The sequence below is a fragment of the Dokdonella sp. genome (assembly GCF_019634845.1).
Taxonomy (GTDB): Bacteria; Pseudomonadota; Gammaproteobacteria; order Xanthomonadales; family Rhodanobacteraceae; genus Dokdonella_A.
Genome location: NZ_JAHCAQ010000001.1, coordinates 130,135 through 151,975, shown reverse-complemented (window position 1 = coordinate 151,975; position 21,841 = coordinate 130,135). Strand labels below are relative to the sequence as shown.

Sequence of the window (21,841 nt, the reverse complement as noted above, 5' to 3'; positions counted from 1 at the left end):
TAGCCCAGCACCCGCCGGGGCTTGGCAACCCGGCGTCGCGTCGGCGACCGGGCGGGTGACACGATCATCGGCGAGGGGGCGGCGCGGATCGTCACCCTGGTCGAGCGCAAGACCGGCGTCGTGCGTCTGCGCCGGGTGGCCAACGGCGAAGCCGAACCGACGATGCGGGTGATCCTGCACGCGCTGTATCCGCTGCGCGGGCGCGTGCATGCGCTCAGCCGGGACAACGGCCGCGAGTTCGCCGAACACGCCCTGATCGACATCGCGCTGGAGGCGAGAAGCCAGTTCGCCGACCCCTGTTCGTCGTGGCTGCGCGGCAGCAACGAGAATACCCACGGTCTGCGGCGCCAGTGACTGGCCAAAGGCTGCGATCTGGCGGTCGTGACGAACGATCAGCTTCAACCGATCGAACGTCGATTCAGCCACGGGCAGCGCAAGCGGTCAGGCGATCGCAAGCCTCAGGCCATGGTCGAGGCGTCCGTCAAACGTGGGGCACTTCGGCGTTGAATCCGCCTTCTTGCGACGCCGTGGACGGAACCGGCAGGATGCGGCGACGCGCGCGCCCGATGTGGCCGGCTATGATCCGCGCATGCATCCCCTGCCCCATGCCGTGACCGCATTGCTGATCCTCGACCCTGTCGAGTGGGCGCGCGTGGGCGCGCCGGGCCCGGGCAGCGACACCCCCGCTTGGCGCGTGGTCGCACGTGGCGACTGAGGGACACGCCCGCATGCCGGCACGGTCGATGGCGTTGCAATCGCGCGATGCCGAACTCACCGCGCTGACCGGCCTGCGCGGCTTCGCCGCGTTGTGGGTGGTGGTCTACCACGTGTGGGTCGAGGCCACGCCCCGCCTCATCATGCTCGGACCGCTCGATCTCACGCCGCTGTTCTCGGCGGGCTGGGCCGGCGTGGACATCTTCTTCACGCTATCGGCCTTCCTGCTGAGCCTGCCCTACGCGAGCCGTCAGCTTGAAGCGGCACCGCGCCCCTCGCTGCGCACCTACTGGCTGCGCCGCGTGCAGCGCATCCTGCCGGCCTACTACGGGCAGCTCGCCGTGCTCATCGCACTGGCGGCCGTCGCCGGCATCGGCAGCGTGCCGACGCTCGGCCAGTTGCTCGGCAACCTGTTGCTGCTCAACAACCTCGGTCCATTCGGTGCCGCACCGATCAATCCGGTCACCTACACGTTGTCGATCGAGTTCGGGTTCTACCTGCTGCTGCCGCTGCTCGCATACTGGCTGCGGCCCGGGCGCTGGTGGTGGCTGGCGCTGCTGGCGATCCTCGTCACCCAGGCCTGGCGGCAGCTCGTGTTCCCGCTGGTGGCGCACGCCGAGGTGCCGCTGCGCGTGATCGCGCTCGAGCAGATGCCGGGCCGGCTCGACCAGTTCGCCGCCGGCATGCTGGCCGCCTATGCCTATACCTGCGCGGTGGCCCGCGGTCGCCCGCTCCATCCGGGTCGCAACGATGCGTTGTTCGTCGGCGGCATGGCATTGCTCGCGGCCCTGCTGTGGGCGTCGCACTACACGATCGGCAGCTATTGGGAAGGCCACCCACTGCTGTTCACCTGGCACGGCCTGGCCGGGCTTGCCGTCGCGCTCATGCTCTACGCTGCCGCGCGCGGCAGCCGCGTCGCCAGCGCCTTGTTCGACAACGCGCCGCTGCGCAGGCTCGGCCTGATCAGCTTCGGCGTGTACCTGTGGCACTTTCCGGTCCTGCACTGGCTCGGCAACGCGCACGCCTTCGACGCGATCAGCGGTTACCGCCTGCCGTGGATGTTGCCGGTGGTGCTGGGCCTGGCCTGTCTGCTCGCAGCGCTGTCCTACCGCTGGCTCGAACTGCCGGTGCTGCGCCTGGGGCGACCGCGTTCAGCGCGGCCACAGCTCCACACCGAGATGATCGCCGCGCCCGCCGCTGCGCCAGTCGAGGACGCCGCGCGCTCCCGCTGAAGGTCACCGTGTTGCGTTCATCATCGTCCCCGCAGCGCCACCTGCACTGCGTCGCCGCCGCACTCCTGGGCGCGTGGCTCGCCGGCGCGCCGGCGGCAGCGCCCGGCGCGGCCGCAGCCACCGAGGAGGAAGCCGTCGTCGATGCCGCTTCGCTGATCGAGCCGGCGCTGCTGTCAGGGCCGGGCTTCAGCGTCGATCCGCATGTCGAACTGCGCGGCTACATGGCGCACTTCACGCTCGACACGCGCCTGGGCACGCTGCAGGCGCCGAGCGTCGAGATGCTCACCGAGCGTGAAGCCGAGCTGCCGGCACTCGAACGGCTCGATGCGGCCACCCACAGCGAGGCGTTCGTGCGCGCCGCCGGCGATCGCCTCGGCCACACGGTCGAGTCGCTCGTCAACATTGCGCTGCATCCGGTCGACACCGTGACCGGACTGCCAGTGGGCGTCGCGCGCTACCTGCGCGATCGGCTCGTGCGCCAGGCCAACCAGGCGCAGTCGCTGACCGATCGTGCGGCGCGCAAGCTCGGCAACATCGGCGAGCCGTTTCCTGCCGACCAGGGACCGATGACGCAGGCGCGCGACGGCGATGCGACTGACGCGCCTGCCGCGCGCCGCAAGACCTGGTACACCCGCATCGCGCGCGAGGGCGAGCGCTACGTCAAACGCGAACTCAAGTTCAACACGGTCAAGCGCGACATCGCGCGGCGCCTCGGCATCGATCCGTATTCGACCAACCCCCAGGTGCAGGAGCGGCTGGTGGCGTTGGCCTGGGTCGGCAGCGCGGGCAGCTTCAGCGCAGGCGCCGCGCTCGACGCCGTGGGCGGCGTCGGGGCCGACATCCTCGCCAAGGGTGGACAGATCGACGAGATCGTGTGGCGGCTGTCGCCCGACGACCTGCGCGCACGCAACGCAACGCGCCTGCAGGCGCACTGCCGCGATGCGCTGCTGGTGCGCCAGTTCGTGCGCCGCGGCGCGTTCTCGCCGACGCTGCAGACCGCGCTGGTCGATGCACTCGATGCGCTGCAGCCCGCGACCGGTTGCGACGCCTTCCTCGAACTGGCGATGAGCGCACGCAGCGAGCTCGAAGCGCGATTCCTCGTCAATGGCCTGGCGCTCGTGCACAGCGCACTGGGCGCCCACGCGCACGGCGGGCACCTGCTCACGATCGGCGCGGGGTTCGCCTTCAGGGCCGATGACGGCGAACTGCTGCTGCCGCTGGCGGTGGATCGCCTGAGCTGGACCGATGATGCGGCACGCTACTTCGCGCTGGCGCCACTGCGCGAGGGCCGCCGCCGCGTGCTGATCGCGGGCGACGCCACTGCGCTGGCCGCCGAGCGGCTCGCCGAACTGGGCTGGCGCGTCGAGCTGCGGGCACCGCGAGGGCCGAACACGACGCGCGCTGCCGCCACGGCGGACCGCTAGGCCACGCAAGCGCAATGGCCGGCAGCATCACCACGCGGCGCGCAACCGCCGGTACCCGCGATGCGGCCATGGTGGCCGTGCGCGCTGGCGCACGGCATCCACGCGACGCGGCGCTGCCGGCGTGGACTGTCGGCCTTTGCGCCGCCGATGGCAACGGTTTTATGATCCAGCTCACGTTCGATGGTGGGCGGGCGCATTGCGACCTCCAGTACCGGACAGGGGACCACCCGCATCGATCGCACAGCGTCCGGCGCTGCTCCGGTGGGCCATCCGATCCACACACGGAGCTCGTCACGATGCGCCGACCCAACTCGATTGCAGGCCTGTTGTTGTCGCTGACCGGAGCGGCATGCGCCGCGCAAGCCGCGCTGGCAGCGCCTGCGGATACCTGGAACGTGTCGCTCGAGGCGCTGTCGTGGCGCCTCAACGACAGCCCGATCCCGTTCCCGATCATCAGCGACGGCATCATCGGCGCACCCGGCACACAGGTGCTGCTCGGCGACGAAGCGCTGTCGACCGGCACGCACCGCGGCGCACGGCTCGGCATCGGCTACGCGTTCGATGCGCAATGGGGCATCGAGGCCAGCGCGTTCGGCCTGCAGTCGCGCCGCGTCGGCGGCGGTGTGGCATCGTCGGGACAAGTCGGCTCGGTCGACCTCATCCTGCCCTACATCGACGCCATCACCGGCGAGGAAGCCGGCAGCGAGCTGTCGCAGGCGCAGATCTACCGCGGCAGCGCCTACCACGAGGTGCGCGACCGCCTGCGCGGCGCCGAGCTCGACCTGCGCTGGACCGTCGCCGCCGACGAGGCCTGGCAACTCGACCTGCTGGGCGGCCTGCGCCATCTCGATTTCCGCGAGAGCTGGACGCTGGCCACCGAGAGTCCCTACCTGCCCGCCTTCGAGCCCGACGTGTGGCAGACGCTCGACCGTTTCGACAGCCGCAACCGCTACTACGGCGTGCAGGCCGGCCTGCGCGCGCAGGCCGCTGCGGGACGCTGGTTCGGCGTGGCCAGCCTCAAGGCCGCCGCCGGCACGATGCGGCAGTCCACCGACGTGCAGGGCAGCCTGCGGACCAATGATTTCACTGCGTTCGGCGCCACCGAGACCTTCGTCGGCGGCTACTTCGCGCAACCGAGCAACATCGGCCGACACACGCGCAGCCAGTTCGCGCTGGTGGGCGAAGCCGCGCTCGGGCTGGGTCTGCGCCTGGGCGATCACGCCACGCTGGGTCTGGGCTACAGCCTGCTGCAGGCCGACAAGGTGCTGCGCCCGGGCAACCAGGTCGACCGCCGGATCAACCCCACGCAGAGCACCTCGTTCACCGAGGACCCGGCGCCGACGCCGTCGGGTCCGCTGGCACCACAGTTCACCGCCCACAATTCCAGGCTGCGCGCGCAGGGCATCAACCTGCACTTGGCCGTCAGCTTCTGAGGGGGATATCCATGAACACCGCAACGACGCTCAAGCTGGGCCTCGCCCTGGCCATGGTCATGCTGTTGCCTGCAGGCTCGCGTCCGGCCTTCGCCGCGGACGCCGATACCTGCGCCGGCGGCGTGCTGCAGGCCGGCAGCGGCGGCGATCTCGTCGTCACCGCGCCCTGCGCGGTCAAGGCGGGCAACTATCAGTTCCGCGATGTGCATGTACTCGCCGGCGGCACGCTGAGCTTCGAGGATGCGCGCATCGAGTTCTGGGCCGCCAACATCCTCGTCGAGAAGGACGGCAGTCTCGTCGCCGGCTCGCCGAGCGAGCCGATCGGCACTCATGGCGGCCAGCTCGCGATCCACCTGTGGGGCGCCGACCAGACCGGCGGCGACCGCAACCGGCAGGGTCGCGGCGTACCTTGCCTGAGCGATGACAAGGGTCAATGCGGCGTGCCCGACGACATCTGGAACGCCAATCGCGATGCGATGGGCATGCCGGTGCCGGTGAGTCAGGCGCGACCGATCTCGGCTCTGGCCTCGGCGGCGAGCTACCCGCGCTACGGCGACGAAGCGGCCATCGGCAACGACTACTTCTACGCCTACACCCCGCTGCCACTCGATGGCGCCGACAACCCGACGCATGGCAAGGGCTATTTCGGCTACAAGGTGCTCGGCGTATCCTACGGCGGCACGCTGCAGTTGTTCGGCCGCAAGGGCGCCAGCTACGCCAGCCCCGAATGCGCCGCGGCGCCAAGCAGCAGCGGCTCGAGCTGGGCGCGACTGGATGGCTCGACCGCGATCGGCGCCACCCAGATCAAGCTGGATCGACCGCTGCGCCTGCAGGCCGGTGATCACATCGTCGTCACCAGCACCGACTACGTACCGGGTCATTCCGAAGAAGCCGTCGTCGCCAGCGACGTCGAGTGCAGCACGCAGGTTGCGCTGCAGGCGCCGCTCAAGCACGCCCACAATGGCATCCGCTTCGCGCTGTCGACGGTGCCGCAGGGTGTCGGACTCGATGCCACGCTGCATGCCAACGGCGCCGAGGTCCGCGCCGCGGTCGGCGTGCTCACGCGCAGCATCCGCATCGTCTCGGGTGGCGACACGCTCGATGCCGACTTTCCGCCCGAACCGACGCTGGGCTCGAGCGGCCCGGGTTATTCGTTCGGTGGCCACGTGGTGGTGCGGCAGGGCTTCAAGCGCTTCCAGATGCAGGGCGTGGAGCTGCGCCAGCTCGGCCAGGGCGGCCGCATGGGCCACTATCCGCTGCACTTCCACCTGACCCGTTGGGCGCCGTCCGACACCTTCCTGCGCGACTCCTCGGTCAACGAGTCGATGACGCGCTGGATCGTGCTGCATGGCGCGCAGAACCTGCGCCTGGAGCGCAACGTCGGCTGGAAGTCGATCGGCCATGGCTTCTATCTCGAGGACGGCACCGAAACCGACAACAAGTTCATCGCCAACCTCGGCGTGTTTGCGCGCGCGGCGGTCGACAACGTGCAGAACCCGCGGCGCATTCCCGGCATCCTTGCCGCGCCCAACCTGCACCTGAGCATCGGCGAGAACGTGCCGTTCCGTTCCGACTACGACCACCCGACGGTGTTCTGGATCATGAACGGCTGGAATGATTTCGAGGACAACATGGCGGTGGGCGCCGGCACCTGCGGCGTGTGCTACTGGTGGCTGACCAGCATGAACAGCGGCATGTCGCGCAACATGAAATGGACGTCGTACGCATCGATGCAGGCGCCACGCAACGGCGATCCGCATGATCTCAATCGTGCCGGCATGGTTCCACTCAAGTCGTTCACCGGCAACACCTGTGCCGCGGCGATGACCTCGTTCCAGACCGTGACCGGCACCGAAGCCTGCCAGGGCATCGGCCCCGGCGATGCGCCCGAGCCGCACCCGCTCAATCTGGAACCGGTCAAGAACCCGCTGGCCGGCAACCAGGGCGATACCGGCTACTACCCCACGCTCGACCCCGGCGGCGGCCACTTTCCCACCCAATGCACCTCACAGGACTGCAGCACGCAGCCCGCGCGCTGCAGCGCCGGCTCGCCAGCCGATTGCATGGTCACGGTGCTCGACCGCTACACCACCTCGTTCAACTGGGCCGCTTTCAACTTCGCTGCGATCTGGTTGCGGCCACAGTGGTATCTGGTCTCCAACAGCGTCATCACCGACGTGCAGCAGGCGGGCCTGACGATGGTCACCGGCGGCGGCTACAGCGAATCGGATGTCATCCCCGGTCACTGGGCGCTGGTGCACAAGAGCGCGTTCATCGGCCACACCCAGGACGGCAATCCGTATGCATCGAGCGGCAGCGCGTTCAATCCGAACGGCCTGCATTGCGCGATCGATGCCAACGGCAACCGGCCACCCAATTTCTGCCTGTCGATCGACGAGGGCATCTCGGTGCAGACCAGCAATTTCGGCATGTACCAGCGCCTGTTCAGCGTGTATGACGGCCCGGCCTACCAGGACTCCAACGCCTACCTCAACATCAAGACGCTCGACATCGACGACTGCAAGCCGTTCGTCGACCGCGCCAACAAGGTGGGCCGCTGCGATCCCGACATGAGCAACCGCAGGGCGCGCCAGAGCGAATGGCTGGCCGGTTCGCTGCTGGGCCTGCCCAAGGTCGGCAGCGGCGCATCGGCGCGCTGCTACATGCCCAACGCAGCGATCGGCTGGAAGCAGCCCAATGGCTTCTACTATCCGCCCGCGTTCCATTCCAGGAACCTGTACTTCGACAAGGTCGACATCCGTCATTTCGTGGTGACGCCGCTGGTCAAGGAAGGCAGCCTGATGACCGACTTCGATGCGGTCGAACAGCAGTACTGCAGCTACAACTCAAAGTTGTTCGCGGGTTTCGCCGGCAACGACCGCCAGACCGTGCTCAACGACGATGACGGCACGCTGACCGGTTACGTCGACACCACGGTGATCAACAAGGACGACTTCTTCGCCGCGCCGATCGATGCCACCCAGTGCATGTCGGCCAACAGCTCGCGCACCAGTCCGTACCAGTACGTCACCACGGTCCTCTATCCGGCCTGTGCCAACAACGGCACCTGCGCGCTGGCACCGCAGGGCAGCAACATGAACTGGAACTCCGGCGACTGGAATCGCGCCTGCACCAACGAGGACTGCTTCGGCGTGCCGCTGTGGCGGCAGAACCAGATGCCGATCGCCGACCATGGCCTGGCCCGCAGCATCCGCATGATGGGCCAGGAGACCGGCCAGCGCAGTTCGCTCACGGCCAACCACGGCACCTACTACATCGACACCGCGGTGTCGAAGAAGCGGCAGTTGTCCGAGGATGGCTGCCTGCGCCGCAACGACCCGACACCGTGCGTGGTGAACGTGTTCAAGCCCGGTGAGAGCTACTACCTGTTCCTCGTGTTCGCCAAGCCCGACACCGAGCAGACCTACCGCTTCTACGTCGGCGAGAACACCGATTTCGATCCGGCCAGCATCAAGATGGTGAAGGCACGCATTGGCGTCAATCCGATCGTCTTCGACGAGAGCCTCGGCGCGCTGCCACCGGGCCGCGCGCGCTGGCTCAACGGCGACAAGGCCACCGCGCGGGGCGTGGTCGAGGTCAGCCTGCGCATGGACGACCTGCCCGGCGCGGTGGGTCTGTTCGATCAGGGACGCAAGGACAAGTGCCAGCCACGAACCTTCTGCACGCTCGATGCACGGTCGCAATGCGTGGGCGTGGATCGCGCCAACGATGCCGTGTGCGCCTGGGCCGGCGCCGACCAGGACTGCCCTGCCGGCGGCTGTTTCGGCATCAAGTTCACGCTGCCAGCCGGATTCCAGACCCTCGAAGCCGGCGCCACCGATCCGCGGCCACCGGCGCAGTGCGTGCAGAACGCAGCGCCCTGGGATCACCCGTTGCAGCAGCTGGGCCAGCCCTATCCAGGTGATGTCTGCCCGCAACGCGCCGATGACCTGCCGCACGACTTCTGTGCGCGTTGAGATCGCGGCGGACGCGCAGCCGTGACAGCGAAGCGCTCCCGCCGCGACTTCATCAAGGCCGGCGCCGCCGCCCTCGGCGCCGCGCCGCTGGCCGCGCTCGCAGCCGAACCGGCCGACGCCGCGCTGGCCGCGCTCGACCCGGCATCGATCGTGGCGCGTTTCGCCGCCCTGCCCGGCGATGTCGGGTTCGAAATCCGCGTTCCCGCGGTGGCGGGTGGCGACGATTTCGTCGCGCAATTGCAAGCCGATCGGCGCCTGTTCTGCGCCAGCTCGCTCAAGACCTTTGCCCTGTGCGAGGCCTTGCGCCAGCACGACGCACCCGATGTGGTCGCGCAACTCGAACAGCGCGCGCTCATTCTCGATTCGAGCATCTGGTCGTTCGGCAGCCCGATCTACAACCCACCCGACCTCTACGGCATGGTGTCACTGCGCAGCGCGCTCGAAGCGATGATCCTGCGCAGCGACAACACCGCCACCGACATGGTGTTCAAGGCCGCCGGCGTCGCCAACATCCGCCACTTCATCGCCGCCGCGGGCCTGGCCAGGACGTCGGTGCCCGACAGCACACGCGCGTTGACCGGCTACCTGTGTGGCGCGCCCAACTACGCCTCGCTCGACTGGGAACAACTGCTCGCGGTGGCGCAGCAACCGATGATCCATCCCTTCCTCAACGACGTGCAAAGCCTGGCCTCGTCGGCAGGCGACTTCGTGAGCTACTACGCGCGCGCATTGCAGGGTGAATTCTTCGCGCACGCACAGACGCTGCAGGAGTTCCGCCGCATCCTCACGCTGTGCGACTACATCTACCTCATCCCGCTGCCGCTCGGTGCGAGCGCCTGGGGCAAGAGTGGCAACGCCGACATCGAAGGCTTCCACGCACGCTGCTTCGCCGGCGGCATGTACAGCCACGGCCGCTGGATGTATTTCGCCTTCGTCATCAACTGGTATGCCCAGGCGGCGAGCGATCCGGCCACGGTGGACGCCTGGCGGGCGGCGATCGAGCAATCGCTGGCGCAGTTGCAGGGCGCGCTTGGTGGCCAACGGCCGCAGCTGGCGCCACCCCTGCGCGCGCCGCCCACCACCGGCTCTGCGCACCGACCGACCTAGGCACAGGCGATCGCACGCGGCGTGCGGGCCGGGCAGCGATCACTCGCCTCCGGCGGCGGCAGCATCGCAGGCAGCAGTTGGCGCGTCACCATCCGCAGGGACGCGCCGTCATCGCCCGTGCGCACGAAGCGCGGTGCTTGCCTCCGCCGCGCGCGCAACGCTCCGCGCGGCGGTGGAGGCCAGTCCGGTGCGCCCGTGGCAACGGTGCACCTGTCAGTGTCGGGCCGGCGCCTTGGTCTTGGCGCCCGGCGCGGCCAGGCCACGACGTTCGAGCAGCGGCTTGATGTCGGGCTCGCCACCGGTGAAGTCGCGGAACAGGTCGAGCGCATCCTTGCTGCCGCCGCGCGAGAGCAGCGTGTCGCGGAAGCGGTCGCCATTGGCGCGGGTGAGGCCACCGTGCTGCTTGATCCACTCCACGGTGTCGGCATCGAGCACTTCGGACCAGATGTAGGAGTAGTAGCCGGCGGCATAGCCGCTCATGATGTGGCTGAAGTACGGCGTGCGGTAACGCGGTGGCACGGGAGCGTAGGCGATGCCGTCCTTGGCCAGCGCGGCGGCCTCGAACGCCATCACGTCGGCGGCGGCCGGCACCGCCGCAAGCTGCTGGATCTGGTGCCAGTTCTGGTCGAGCATCGCGGCGCCGAGGTACTCGGTGGTGCGGAAGCCCTCGTTGAACTGGGCCGCGGCCATCACCTTGTCGAGCAGGGCCTTGGGCATCGCCGCGCCGGTCTGGTAGTGGCGCGCGTAGTTGGCCAGCACGCTTGGCCAGTCGGCCCACATCTCGTTGACCTGCGACGGGAACTCGACGAAGTCGCGCGGCACGCTGGTGCCGGCAAAGTACGGATAGGTCACGTTGGAGAACATGCCGTGCAGCGCATGGCCGAACTCGTGGAACATCGTGCGCGTCTCGTCCCAGGTCAACAACGTGGGCTCACCCGCGGGTGGCTTGGGTACGTTGAGATGGTTGGCCACGACGGGCTTGGTGCCGAACAGGCGGTTCTGCTGCACGTACGCGTTCATCCATGCGCCGCCACGCTTGGAGGGACGCGCGTACATGTCCTCGATGAAGATCGCCAGTTGCGTGCCGTCCTCGTTGTACACGTCGTAGACGAGCAGGTCCGGCTGGTACACCGGCAGGTCGGTGCGCTGCTTGAAACGCAGGCCGTAGAGCTGGCCGGCGGCGTAGAACACGCCGTTTTCGAGCACGTTCTTCGCCTCGAGGTACGGCTTGAGCTGGGCTTCGTCGAACGCGTACTTGGCCTTGCGCACCTTCTCCGCGTAGTAGGCCCAGTCCCACGGCTCGAGCTTGAAGCTCTTGGTGCCCTTGGCCTTCTGCTCGCGGTCGATCATCTTCTGCAGATCAGCGGCCTCGCGCCTGGCGTTAGCAACGGCTGCCGGCGCAAGTTCGCCGAGCATCTTGTTGACGGCCGCGGTGGTCTTGGCGGTCTGGTTGGCGAGGCTGTAGCTCGCATAGTCGGGATAGCCGAGCATCTGCGCCCGCTCCAGTCGCAGTTTCATGATCTGCGCCACGATCGCGGTGTTGTCGTAGTCGTTGCCGCGACTGTTGCGCGTGACCGACGCCTCGTGGATGCGCTGGCGCAGCGCGCGGTTGCTGAGGTAGGTTTCGGGCGGCTGGCCGGTGGTGTTCTGCAGCGCGAGCACGTATTTGCCGTCGAGCTTGCGCGCCTTGGCCGCCTCGGCCGCGGCGGCGATGGCGTCGGCCGGCAGGCCGTCGAGTTCTTCCCTGCTGTCGACGACGATCGCCGAGGCATTGACCTCGGCCAGCACGTTCTGGCTGAAGCGGGTGCCGAGCCTGGCCAGTTCGGCATTCATCTGCTTGAGGCGTGCCTGTTCGGCCGGCGCGAGCTTGGCGCCGGCGCGCACGAAATCATCGTAGTAGCGCTCGACCAGGCGCGTGCCCTCGGCGTCGAGACCGAGCTGGCTGCGTCGCTCGTAGAGACTGGCCACACGCGCGAACAGCTTCGGATTGAGATAGATCGCGTCGCGATGGGCCGCGAACTTCGGCGAGTAGTCGGCCTGGATCGCCTTGCGCGCGTCGTTGGTGTCGGCACCGACGAGGCTGAAGAACACGGTGGTGGCGCGATTGAGGATCTGCCCGCTCCGCTCCATCGCGATGATGGTGTTGTCGAAGCTCGGCGGCGCCGGGTTATCGACGATGGCGCCAATCTCCTGCAACTGTTCGGCCATGCCGCGATCGAAGGCCGGCCCGAAGTGCACGTCCTCGATCTGGTCGAACTGCGGATATTCCAGCGCCAGCGGACTGGGCGTGAACAGCGGATTGGCTGCCGCTTCCGGCGCAACCGGCACCGTCGCCGCGGCGGCCTGGTCGGGTTTGGTCGGCGCCTGGCACGCAGCCAGCGCGAAAGTGGCGAGCGCTGCCGCCAATGCCACCGAGAGTGCTTGTTTCATGATGCCGAAGTTCCCAGTCGTCAGGAACCGGTGAGCGTACAAGAAGCCCACACCCAAGGCCCGTGACGAAAGGCATGGCCGCCGGGCCGTCCGTGGCCCGGCCTGCCGCAGCGTGCAACGCTGCTAGTCAACGTCGATTTCCAGACCGCCGACGATGCCGGCCACGAGGTTGTACAGCGCCGCGGCGATGATGCCGCCGATGAAGCCCATCACGCCGTACATGATCGGCAGGAAGATCAACGCGCCAATGCCACCGATGAAGCCCATGCCCAGACCGGCTCCGCCGTGATTGCCGGCAGCGCCGAGCACGCCCCCGAACATCGTGCCGAACACCAATGCCATCACCCCGAACAGCAAGCCGAACAAAGCCAGGAAGCAGCCCTGGAAAATGCCGGCCTTGAGTACCCCGATGCGTTTGATGACCATCATGCCCTCCATTCGCCCACGATCGACACGCGGCCGCGTGCCCCAGCCTGCGATAGTGGCTGCCGGCACCGCCGTCGGCAACCGCCGCGGCTGACGTGGCGGCGACGATGGCGGACAATGGCGCCCTCCACTGCTGCCGGAACCACCATGGACTACGCCGCCCGCCCGCGCCTTGAACGCGAACTCGACTCGATCCGCGACCAGGGCCTGTACAAGACCGAGCGCGTGATCACCACGCCGCAGGCGGCGCAGATCCGCACCAACGGCCAGCAGGTGCTCAACTTCTGCGCCAACAACTACCTGGGCCTGGCCGACCATCCCGACATCATCGCGGCGGCCAAGGCCGCGCTCGACAGCCATGGCTTCGGGCTCGCCTCGGTGCGCTTCATTTGCGGCACCCAGGATCTGCACAAGCAGCTCGAGGCAACCATCGCCCGCTTCTTCGGCAGCGACGACGCGATCCTCTACACGAGCTGCTTCGACGCCAACGGCGGCCTGTTCGAGACTCTGCTCGGCGAGGACGACGTGGTCATTTCCGATGCGCTCAACCATGCCTCGATCATCGACGGCATCCGCCTGTGCAAGGCCGAGCGCCGCCGCTATGCCAACAGCGACATGGCGGAGCTGGAACGGCACCTGCAGGAGACGCAAGGCAAGCGCACGCGTCTCATCGCCACCGATGGCGTGTTCTCGATGGATGGCTTCATTGCCCGTCTTGACGAGATCGTCGCGCTGAAGAAGAAATACAACGCCCTGCTGATGGTCGACGATTCGCACGCAACCGGCTTCGTCGGCCCGCACGGGCGCGGTTCGGCCGAGCTGCATGGCGTGATGGACGAGGTCGACGTGTTCACGTCGACGCTGGGCAAGGCGCTCGGCGGCGGCTCGGGCGGCTTCACCACCGGTCGCCAGGCGATCATCGACCTGCTGCGCCAGCGCTCGCGGCCCTACCTGTTCTCGAACACGCTGCCGCCGCCGCTGGTCGCGGCCTCGATCAAGGTTTTCGAGATGCTGTCCACGGGCAGCGCGCTGCGTGATCGCGTCAATGCCAACGCGGCGTATTTCCGCGAGCGCATGAGCGAGGCCGGCTTCGACCTCAAGCCGGGCCGCCATCCGATCGTGCCGGTCATGCTCGGTGACGCCAAGCTCGCGCAGCGGTTCGCCGATGAACTGCTGGCCGAAGGCATCTACGTGATCGGCTTCTTCTACCCCGTGGTACCGCAAGGCCAGGCCCGCATCCGCACCCAGATGAGCGCGGCGCACAGTCGCGAGCAGATCGACCATGCCGTCGCGGCCTTCATCAAGGTCGGGCGCAAGCTCGGCGTGCTCAAGGCCGGCTGAGCGCGAGCCCGGTCCGTCAAAATGTGCGTCAGGCCCGGCCGCTGCGGGCCTGCTTTGCTAGAGTAGGTCCGTCAAGTGCTCGTCAGGGGGGCGAGTCATGGCCAACGCACGGACCCAGTTCGACTATCTGGCCTCATACCTGCAGCGCCGCGATGAGCGTGTGCGGCTCGGGCGCATCGCGATGCACCATGGCCTGCTGTTCGAGCACCATCCCTTCGTGATCCTGTATCGCAACAGCGTCGCCTTCCGCGTCGCCGGGCGCGCGCTCACGCAGGCGCTGGCATTGCCCGGCAGCACCGGCTTCGACCCGCTCAAGCCCGACGAACCACCCCCGGGCAAGCCGGGCTGGGTGCTCGTGCCGGCCGCGCACTGGGCGGCCTGGAACCGCCTTGCGATCGATTCGATGCACTGCCTGCAGCGTGCGCAGGACCATCATGTGTCCTGGCAGGTACCGCCGCCGCCACCCGAGCCGGCACCGACACCGCCGCCCTCCACGCCCAAGTCACTGGCCGAGCGCGTCGCTGCGATCATGAAATCGGGTTTCAGCTTCGGGCTCGCCAAGTCCGATCATTGAAGCGGGCGCGCCGGCGCCGCGGCTCACCGTTCGCTGAACCCGCTGCGCCCGGCCGCGGCAATCTCCTCGGCATCGACCGCAGCGACGCGCGCGGTCGGCGGCCCGTGCTGCAGCCAGTCCGCCAACTGCGCCAGCGCGGCCGCACTGCCTTCGGCGATGACCTCGACGCGGCCATCGGCGAGGTTGCGCGCGTGGCCCGCGATGCCGAGCGCCAGCGCCTGCGCGCGCGTGGCAGCGCGAAAGTGCACGCCCTGCACGCGACCCGCCACGACATAGCGCCGCGCCGCGATCACCGTGTCTTGCCCACCTCGATCACGCCGGCGAGGTCCTTGCCGTCGATCGGCCCGGTGAAGGTCTTGGCCACGCTGCCGTCGGGCGCGATCACGTAGGTGACCGGCAAGCCGCGCGGCGCGGGGAAGTCGGCCGGAGGATGGTCGAGGTCGACCTGCGCCAGCGGATAGACCACCGGATGGCTGGCCACGAATTGCTCCAGTTCGCTGCGCTCGACATCGTCCCAGGCCAGGCCGATCGCGGCCACGTTGTCGTGCGCGGCGACGAAGGCCGACAGGTCGGGCATCTCCTTGATGCAGGGCGAGCACCAGGTGGCCCAGTAGTTGACGATGACCCATTTGCCGCGCTGCGCGGCGAGGTCGAAGCCGTGGCCGTCGAGCGTGGTGATCTTGAGCTGCGGCCGGGCCGCGCCGGCCGCGCCGACTGCAGCCGCGACCAGCAGCGCGCACGGCAGCATGGCACGCAACAGGGATTTCATGTGGACTCCGCGATCGTGGTGGACGGCGATGATGCCACCCCGCGCGGTGGCAGCGGGAACAGCGCCGCCAACGGCACCTGCAGCACCTGGTCGGCGTGCGTGCCCAGCGCGTCCAGCAGCGGCGTCGCCGGACCGGCGACCAGTCCGTTGGGGTCGGCGCCATGCAGCGGCAGGCGATAGCGGCCGTCCTCGTACAGTTCGGCCAGCGTCACCGTGGCCAGGTCGCGTGCCACCACCCACTCGCCGACCTCGCTGCGGCGGATCACGCCGGCGCGCTGCAGATCACCGAGATAGCGCTGCAGCAGGTCATCGGTCAGGAATGGCTCGTTGCGCAGCAGGGCGCTGCGATGCAGGCCGCGCCCGTCACGCTGCGCGGCAGCGAAGTGGCCGAGCACGCGCAGCAGGCCGGCGAATTCCTGCCCGGCGGGCAGGCGCTGTGCCTGCGCGCGGTATTCGAACGCGCCGAGCGAAGCCGTGATCGAGGCCCCCAGCAGCACGACGAGCCACGACAGGTAGATCCACAGGATGAAGATCGGCACCATCGCCAGCGCGCCGTAGATCTGCTGGTAGCTCGCATACTGGGTCGCATACAGCGCAAAGCCGCGCTTGGCCGCCTCGAACAGCACGGCCGCGATGAGCGCGCCGACCACGGCATAACGCAGGCGCACGCTGCGGTTGGGAATGACCACGTAGGCCGAAACGAGCGCGGCGAACACGATCAGGGTCGGCAGTGCCGACAACACGTGGGCCTTGATCGAATACTGCGCCTCGGCGGCGTCGATGAACGGCAGCGCAAACAGGTACGAGCTCACCGCGAGCGCCGCCACCAGCAGCAAAGGGCCGGCCGTCAGCGCGGCCCAGTACACGAGGAAGCGCGCACCCGCGCTGCGCGACCCGGACACCCGCCAGATGCGGTTGAACGCATCCTCGATGCTCATCATCAGTGCGATCGCACTGAACAGCAGCACGAGCACGCCCACCACGGTGGCCTTGCTGGCGTTGTCGGCAAACTCGGTGATGTAGCCCTGCACCGTGCTGCCGGCCGCCGGCACGAAATTGTCGAACACCCACGCCGTCAGGCGCCCGCGCCAGTCGGCAAAGCCCGGAAAGGCGGCGAGGATGCCGAGTCCGGCCGCCGTCAGCGGCACCAGCGCGAACACCGTGGTGTAGGCCAGCGCGCCGGCGGTCTGCATGCAGCCGTCCTCGACGAATCGCGTCCAGGTGAAGCGCAGGAACGCCAGCACGCGCTCGCGATCGCGCAGGGTTCTGGCAAACTGCCGCAGCGGCTCAAGCATGCCGCGAGCCTAGCAGATTGCCGCATGCCGGCCCCAGCGCAGCGCGGGTCGGAGCGCGCCGGCCACCATTGCGCAAGGAGTACCGTCCGTGATCGCCACCACCACCCCGTCGCGCCGCCGTTGCCGCGGCCGGCCGTGCCGTGCCATCGCCGCCGCATCACGCCGGCGGCGGGCATGAAGTCCGAACGACTCGCGCTCGCGGCTTGGCTGGCTCTCATCGTGCTGCAGCCGGCGTGGTACCTGTGGCTGGCGCCGCCGGCCAGCGGGCAGTCCTGGTTTGCGCTGCTGCTGACCCTGCCGCCGCTGCTGCTGCCGTTGTCGGCGCTGCGCCGCAACCTCGGTCGCGCGCTGCTGTGGGCCGGCATCGTCGCGCTGTTCTATTTCTGCCACGGCATCGTCGCGGCGTGGGCGGTGCCGGCCACACGCCTGCCGGCATTGCTCGAGGTGACGCTGTGCTGCCTGCTGATCGCCGCGATCGGCGCCCGCACGCGCGCACTCAAGCGCGCCGCGGCGCTGCGCCGGGCAGTACCGTGAGCCGCCGCGCAGGCGCGACGAATCGCGCTCAGCCACGCGACCGCTTGCGGCGTGGCGGCGGCGCCGCCTCGGCGCATTGCGCCTCCATCTCGCGCACCGCGCGCGGCAGGCGTTCGGCCAGGAATTCGACCAGCGCACGCACGCTCGGCAACTGGCCGCGCCGGCTCGCATAGACGAGGTGCATGATGCCCTGCGGCATGTTCCAGCCCGGCAACACCAGTTCGAGATCGCCGCGCTGAATCGCTGGCGCACAGACGAATTCGGGCAACGTGGCCACACCCATGCCGCGCATGGCGGCCGCCGCCAGCACGGTGAAATCGCCGCAGGCGATGCGCGGCGCCATCGCCACGCTGACCTTGCCGCCACTGCCGTCGGCGAGGTCGAGCGTGTGCGGACCATCCTGCTCGATGCGCGACAGCAGCGGCAGCCGGGCCAGTGCGGCCGGCTCCTGCGGCCGGCCATGACGGGTGAGGAAGTCGGGGCTGGCCACCAGCAGCAGGCGTGACTGGCCGAAGGTGCGCGCCACCAGCGACGGTTCCTCGTCGAGCCGGTCGCGCACGCGCAAGGCCAGGTCATAGCCTTCGCCGATGAGGTCCACGCGGCGGTCGCTGGCGTGGATGCGCACCTGCACCTGCGGATGGGCAGCGAGGAAGTCGGGCAGCACGTGGGCGATGAAGGTCTGCGCAAGCGCCACCGGGCAGCTCATGCGCACGCTGCCGCGCGGTTCGGCACGCAGCTCGTCGACCACGTCCTGCGCCGCCTGCGCCTCGTCGAGCGCGGCGCGGCAGTGGGCATAGAAGCGCTCGCCGATCGCGGTCACCGCAAAACGCCGCGTGGTCCGCTGCAGGAGACGCACCCCGAGGCGCTCCTCCAGTTGCGAGATGCGCTTGGACAGGCGCGACTTGGGCGTATTGAGCGCGCGCCCGGCCGCCGAGAAGCCGCCATGCTCGACCACGGCCGCAAACAGGCGCAGGTCGTTGAGGTCGTGCAGCGCACCTTCGATGCTGTTCATGAGGCTCCTTCGTGACCGCCAACCGGCACGCCACCGCGCCGTCGCGCGACAATTTGACACCCTGGCGTTTGACTCGGATCAAGGCGCCGACCGCACCGAGCGCCGACGATGCCGACATGATCGCACGCTCCCTGCCGCCGATTTTCGACCGCGACCTCGTCGCCCGCTACGACGTCAACGGCCCGCGCTACACCTCCTACCCGACCGCGCCGCAGTTCCGCACCGATTTCGGTGAAGCCGAGCTTCGCGCCGCGATCGCCGCGTCCAACGAGGACCCGATTCCGCGCGACATATCGGTCTACGTGCACCTGCCGTTCTGCCTGTCGCCGTGCTTCTACTGCGGCTGCGCGCGCATCATCACCCACGACAAGAGCAAGGCCGGCACCTACCTCGCCCGGCTGTATCGCGAGATCGAGACGGTGGCGGCGCTGTTCGCGCGCGACCGCAGCCTGGCGCAACTGCATTTCGGCGGTGGCACGCCCAACTTCCTCGACGGCGACCAGCTCGCCGAACTCATCGAGATGATCGCGCGCTGCTTCAGCTTCAGTCGCCGCCCCGACCGCGAGTTCGCGGTCGAGCTCGACCCGCGCTTCTGCGACGGCGACTACGTGCGCAAGATCGCCGCCGCCGGCATCAACCGCCTGTCGATCGGCGTGCAGGATTTCGACCCCGACGTGCAGCGCGCGATCAACCGCATCCAGAGCGTGGAGCAGACGCGCGCGGTGATGGAGGGCGGACGTGACGCGGGCATCCGCTCGGTCAACCTCGACCTCATCTACGGCCTGCCGCGGCAGAGCGCCGACTCGTTCCGGCGCACGCTCGATCAGGTCATCGCCCTGCGCCCGGAGCGCATCGCGGCCTACGGTTATGCCCACCTGCCCGAGCGCTTCCCGGCGCAGAAGCAGATCGACAAGTTCGACCTGCCCGATGCCAATGTGCGGCTGGGCCTGCTGCAACTGGCGGTGGAGACGCTGACCGCGGCGGGCTACCGCTACATCGGCGTCGATCATTTCGCGCTGCCCGACGACGACCTGTCGCTGGCCGCCGAGGCCGGCACGCTGCAGCGCAATTTCCAGGGCTATTCGACCCATGCCGCCTGCGACCTCGTTGGCTTCGGCATGAGCGCGATCAGCCATGTCGGCGCCACCTTCAGCCAGAACCCGCGCGACCTGACCGGCTACTACGCCGCGCTCGACAACGCACGCCTGCCGACCGCGCGCGGCCTGCGCCTGAGCGAGGACGACGCGCTGCGCGCCGACGCCATCCAGCAGCTCATGTGCCTGGGCAGCCTCGACATCCCTGCCTTCGAGGCGCGCCATCTCGTATACTTCGCCGAGTATTTCCGGAGTTCACTCGACCGTCTGGCGCCGTTGGCCGACGACGGACTGGTCGAAGCCACTCCCGAGCGCATCATCGTCACGCCGCGCGGCCAGTTCCTGCTGCGCAACATCGCGATGTGCTTCGATGCATACCTTGGCGCCGACACGGGTACCCGTTATTCGCGCGCCGTCTAGGAGACTGCCTGGCGCATGGGTAAGGTCGTACCACCGGGGCGCATCGCCCCACCGGACCCGATTGCCGACGATGGCGACGAGTACACGTTCTGCTCGACCTGCGCCTTCGGCGCAGTGTGCCTGAGCGGCGGTGTCGACAAGATCGGCCTGCATGACCTGCACTGCCTCGTCGAGCATGTCGACACCTACCGCAACGGCGACGCGATCTTCCGCAGTGGCGACCGCTTCAACGCGATCTATGCCGTGCGCAAGGGCACGGTCAAGACGCGCCAGGTCGATCTCGACGGCCGCGAACTGATCCTCGGCTTCCATCTGCCGGGTGAACTGGTCGGCCTCAACGCGATCGACCCCGAAACCTACCCGTGCGACGCGATCGCGCTGGGTCGGGTCGAGGTCTGCCGCTTCGCGTTTCCCGCCCTCGTCACGCTGGCCGCGCGCATCCCCTCGGTGCAGCAGGAACTGTTCCGGCGCCTGAGCCGCGACATCGGCAATGCGGCGCTGCTGGCTGGCGACTATTCGGCCGACGAGCGGCTGGCTGCCTTCCTCATCAACCTCGGGCGGCGTTACGCCGAACGCGGCTTCCCGCGGCACACGCTCACGCTGGCGATGTCGCGCGGCGACATCGCCAACTACCTGCGACTGGCAGCCGAGACGGTCAGCCGCGTGCTGCGCCGCTTTCAGGATCGTGGCCTGATCGCGGTCGACGGCCGTCAGGTCACGCTCGCCGATCCGGCCGCGCTGTCCGAGGTCGCGCGCGCGATCCTGCAGCGCTGAGGCGCCGCGCAACGCAAGACGTGACGCGGGTCGCAACATGCGCCGTATCACGCGGCCATGCTCGGTGGCGCGACGTGGGGGGCCACCGAGCGAGGATCACGACATGCCCATGCCGATACCGTGCCGGATGCTGCTGGCGGCAGGCGCCGCTCTCGCCACCGCGCCTGCGCAGGCGGCGTTCCCCGCCTGCAGCCTCGGCAACACCGTCATCCCGACCTCCGGCGCCGCGGTCGGCTTCGTGCGCATGGCGTTGCGCGCCGATGGCCGCCCGCTGCTCGTGTACAGCACCGATCAGTCCAACGACACCCAGTTGTTCGTGCATGACTGCGCCAACCTCGCCTGCAGCAGCGGCAGTTCGCAATCGTTTGGCTACATCAGCGGTCGGTTCGGCGATTCGGGCGTGGCGATCCGCGCTGACAACCGCCCCCTCGTCACCACCTCGTACTACGGCGCGCTGCGCCTGTACGACTGCAGCGATGCGGGCTGCCTGGGCGCAACCTCGACCGACCTCTTCGCCATGGCCAGCGGCATCGGCGGCGATCTGCCACTGCTGCTGCAGGCCAGCGGCAACCCGCTGCTGCTGTACACGGCCCCATACAACGCGGCCGCGCCGGGCGCGCTGGTCGCACACTTCTGCGACGACGTGCAGTGCACGGGCACCGGCCGCGATGTGGTCCTCGCCACGCCGCCGGCGCAGGCGCAGTTCGCCGCGTATTCGCTCGCGATGGACGCCCAAGGCAACCCGGTGATTGCGTACCTGCGCAGTGCCGGCGCGAGCAACAGCTACGGCAACATGATCAGTGTGTGCTCAGGCAGCCCGACCTGCTCGAGCGTGACCACCACCGCGTTGTCGAGTCCGATCGGCCGCTTCATGCCCTGGCACACGGCACTGGCCATCCGCAGCGACGGGCGACCGCTCGTGCTCGACAATCGCCCCGACGACCCGGCCCTGCTCGACTGCGCCACGCCGGCCTGCACCAGCGCGACGCGGCGCAGCCTGCCGCCGGCCGCCGGCCAGCCGCTCGGACTGGCGCTGCTGGCTGGCGATCGGCCCGCGTTCGCGCGCTACCGCGACTCGGTGATGTCGGCCTGGGCCTGCGACGACGCCGCCTGCACGGGCGGCGCCGAGGTCGCGGTGACGGTCAGCCACAGCGGCCTGCGTGACGGCGATTTCAAGCTCGACGCGAGCCAGCGCCCGGTGATCGCGTGGATCGACGGCGGCACGCGCGTGCTGTCGCTCGCGCGCTGCCTGTCCGATGCGCTGTTCGCCGACGGCTTCGACTGA

The 21,841-nt window shown here is 68.8% G+C and carries 19 protein-coding genes; 13 read left to right on the top strand and 6 right to left on the bottom strand.

What is annotated here, in order from left to right; translation table 11 throughout:
* Positions 1 to 21: 21 nt before the first annotated feature.
* The 7 genes from KF903_RS00625 (at position 22) to KF903_RS00595 (ending at position 9,887) form a co-directional block, all read left to right on the top strand.
* A complete protein-coding gene (locus KF903_RS00625; protein WP_291209763.1) occupies positions 22 to 354 on the top strand; it encodes an IS30 family transposase in 333 nt (110 codons plus the stop codon).
* Positions 355 to 589: 235 nt separating this feature from the next.
* On the top strand, positions 590 to 715 hold the full coding sequence (locus KF903_RS00620; protein ID WP_291209761.1) for a hypothetical protein: 126 nt from the start codon (positions 590 to 592) through the stop codon (positions 713 to 715).
* Positions 716 to 743: 28 nt separating this feature from the next.
* Positions 744 to 1,946 (top strand): acyltransferase, encoded by a 1,203-nt coding sequence (locus KF903_RS00615; RefSeq protein ID WP_291209759.1) that lies wholly within the window; start codon positions 744 to 746, stop codon positions 1,944 to 1,946.
* An 8-nt stretch (positions 1,947 to 1,954) separates the two neighbouring features.
* Positions 1,955 to 3,370 carry a hypothetical protein gene (locus KF903_RS00610; protein ID WP_291209757.1) on the top strand — a complete coding sequence of 472 codons (1,416 nt, stop codon included), beginning with the start codon at positions 1,955 to 1,957 and terminating at the stop codon, positions 3,368 to 3,370.
* A gap of 296 nt (positions 3,371 to 3,666) precedes the next feature.
* Positions 3,667 to 4,803, top strand: a complete 1,137-nt coding sequence (locus KF903_RS00605) for a BBP7 family outer membrane beta-barrel protein (RefSeq protein ID WP_291209755.1) — start codon at positions 3,667 to 3,669, stop codon at positions 4,801 to 4,803.
* Positions 4,804 to 4,814: 11 nt separating this feature from the next.
* Positions 4,815 to 8,780 carry a G8 domain-containing protein gene (locus KF903_RS00600; RefSeq protein ID WP_291209753.1) on the top strand — a complete coding sequence of 1,322 codons (3,966 nt, stop codon included), beginning with the start codon at positions 4,815 to 4,817 and terminating at the stop codon, positions 8,778 to 8,780.
* A 21-nt stretch (positions 8,781 to 8,801) separates the two neighbouring features.
* Positions 8,802 to 9,887 carry a serine hydrolase gene (locus tag KF903_RS00595; RefSeq protein ID WP_291209752.1) on the top strand — a complete coding sequence of 362 codons (1,086 nt, stop codon included), beginning with the start codon at positions 8,802 to 8,804 and terminating at the stop codon, positions 9,885 to 9,887.
* A 213-nt stretch (positions 9,888 to 10,100) separates the two neighbouring features.
* Here KF903_RS00595 and KF903_RS00590 read toward each other — a convergent pair whose 3' ends face one another.
* A complete protein-coding gene (locus KF903_RS00590; RefSeq protein WP_291209750.1) occupies positions 10,101 to 12,317 on the bottom strand; it encodes a M3 family metallopeptidase in 2,217 nt (738 codons plus the stop codon).
* A gap of 123 nt (positions 12,318 to 12,440) precedes the next feature.
* On the bottom strand, positions 12,441 to 12,746 hold the full coding sequence (locus KF903_RS00585; RefSeq protein WP_291209749.1) for a hypothetical protein: 306 nt from the start codon (positions 12,744 to 12,746) through the stop codon (positions 12,441 to 12,443).
* Between the two features lie 144 nt (positions 12,747 to 12,890).
* Here KF903_RS00585 and kbl point away from each other — a divergent pair, with 144 nt between their 5' ends.
* Entirely contained in the window at positions 12,891 to 14,084 is a 1,194-nt protein-coding gene (gene kbl / locus KF903_RS00580; protein WP_291209747.1) for a glycine C-acetyltransferase, read from the top strand.
* 97 nt (positions 14,085 to 14,181) lie between these two features.
* The gene (locus KF903_RS00575; RefSeq protein ID WP_291209745.1) at positions 14,182 to 14,658 is read left to right on the top strand and encodes a hypothetical protein; all 477 of its coding nucleotides are present in this window, start codon (positions 14,182 to 14,184) and stop codon (positions 14,656 to 14,658) included.
* Positions 14,659 to 14,681: 23 nt separating this feature from the next.
* On the opposite strand, the gene KF903_RS00570 is transcribed toward KF903_RS00575, so the two are convergent.
* Genes KF903_RS00570 through KF903_RS00560 form a run of 3 tightly spaced genes read right to left on the bottom strand, consistent with a single transcriptional unit; the run spans position 14,682 to position 16,722 of the window.
* The gene (locus tag KF903_RS00570; protein ID WP_291210033.1) at positions 14,682 to 14,948 is read right to left on the bottom strand and encodes an acylphosphatase; all 267 of its coding nucleotides are present in this window, start codon (positions 14,946 to 14,948) and stop codon (positions 14,682 to 14,684) included.
* Positions 14,948 to 15,427 carry a TlpA disulfide reductase family protein gene (locus KF903_RS00565; RefSeq protein WP_291209743.1) on the bottom strand — a complete coding sequence of 160 codons (480 nt, stop codon included), beginning with the start codon at positions 15,425 to 15,427 and terminating at the stop codon, positions 14,948 to 14,950. Before KF903_RS00565 ends, KF903_RS00570 begins: the two co-directional genes overlap by 1 nt.
* Positions 15,424 to 16,722, bottom strand: a complete 1,299-nt coding sequence (locus KF903_RS00560; RefSeq protein WP_291209741.1) for a YihY family inner membrane protein — start codon at positions 16,720 to 16,722, stop codon at positions 15,424 to 15,426. The genes KF903_RS00565 and KF903_RS00560 overlap by 4 nt, the downstream gene beginning before the upstream one ends.
* Positions 16,723 to 16,896: 174 nt before the next feature.
* Between KF903_RS00560 and KF903_RS00555 the strand changes: the two genes are divergently transcribed.
* Positions 16,897 to 17,256, top strand: a complete 360-nt coding sequence (locus KF903_RS00555) for a DUF2069 domain-containing protein (RefSeq protein WP_291209739.1) — start codon at positions 16,897 to 16,899, stop codon at positions 17,254 to 17,256.
* Positions 17,257 to 17,284: 28 nt separating this feature from the next.
* Here the strand turns inward: KF903_RS00555 and KF903_RS00550 are convergent, their stop codons facing one another.
* The gene (locus KF903_RS00550) at positions 17,285 to 18,268 is read right to left on the bottom strand and encodes a LysR substrate-binding domain-containing protein (RefSeq protein WP_291209737.1); all 984 of its coding nucleotides are present in this window, start codon (positions 18,266 to 18,268) and stop codon (positions 17,285 to 17,287) included.
* A gap of 116 nt (positions 18,269 to 18,384) precedes the next feature.
* Here KF903_RS00550 and hemN point away from each other — a divergent pair, with 116 nt between their 5' ends.
* The 3 genes from hemN to KF903_RS00535 all read left to right on the top strand — a co-directional run bounded on the left by hemN (position 18,385) and on the right by KF903_RS00535 (position 21,841).
* Positions 18,385 to 19,782 carry an oxygen-independent coproporphyrinogen III oxidase gene (gene hemN, locus KF903_RS00545; protein WP_291209735.1) on the top strand — a complete coding sequence of 466 codons (1,398 nt, stop codon included), beginning with the start codon at positions 18,385 to 18,387 and terminating at the stop codon, positions 19,780 to 19,782.
* A 15-nt stretch (positions 19,783 to 19,797) separates the two neighbouring features.
* A complete protein-coding gene (locus KF903_RS00540) occupies positions 19,798 to 20,556 on the top strand; it encodes a helix-turn-helix domain-containing protein (protein WP_291209733.1) in 759 nt (252 codons plus the stop codon).
* Positions 20,557 to 20,659: 103 nt separating this feature from the next.
* Positions 20,660 to 21,841 (top strand): hypothetical protein, encoded by a 1,182-nt coding sequence (locus KF903_RS00535; protein WP_291209731.1) that lies wholly within the window; start codon positions 20,660 to 20,662, stop codon positions 21,839 to 21,841.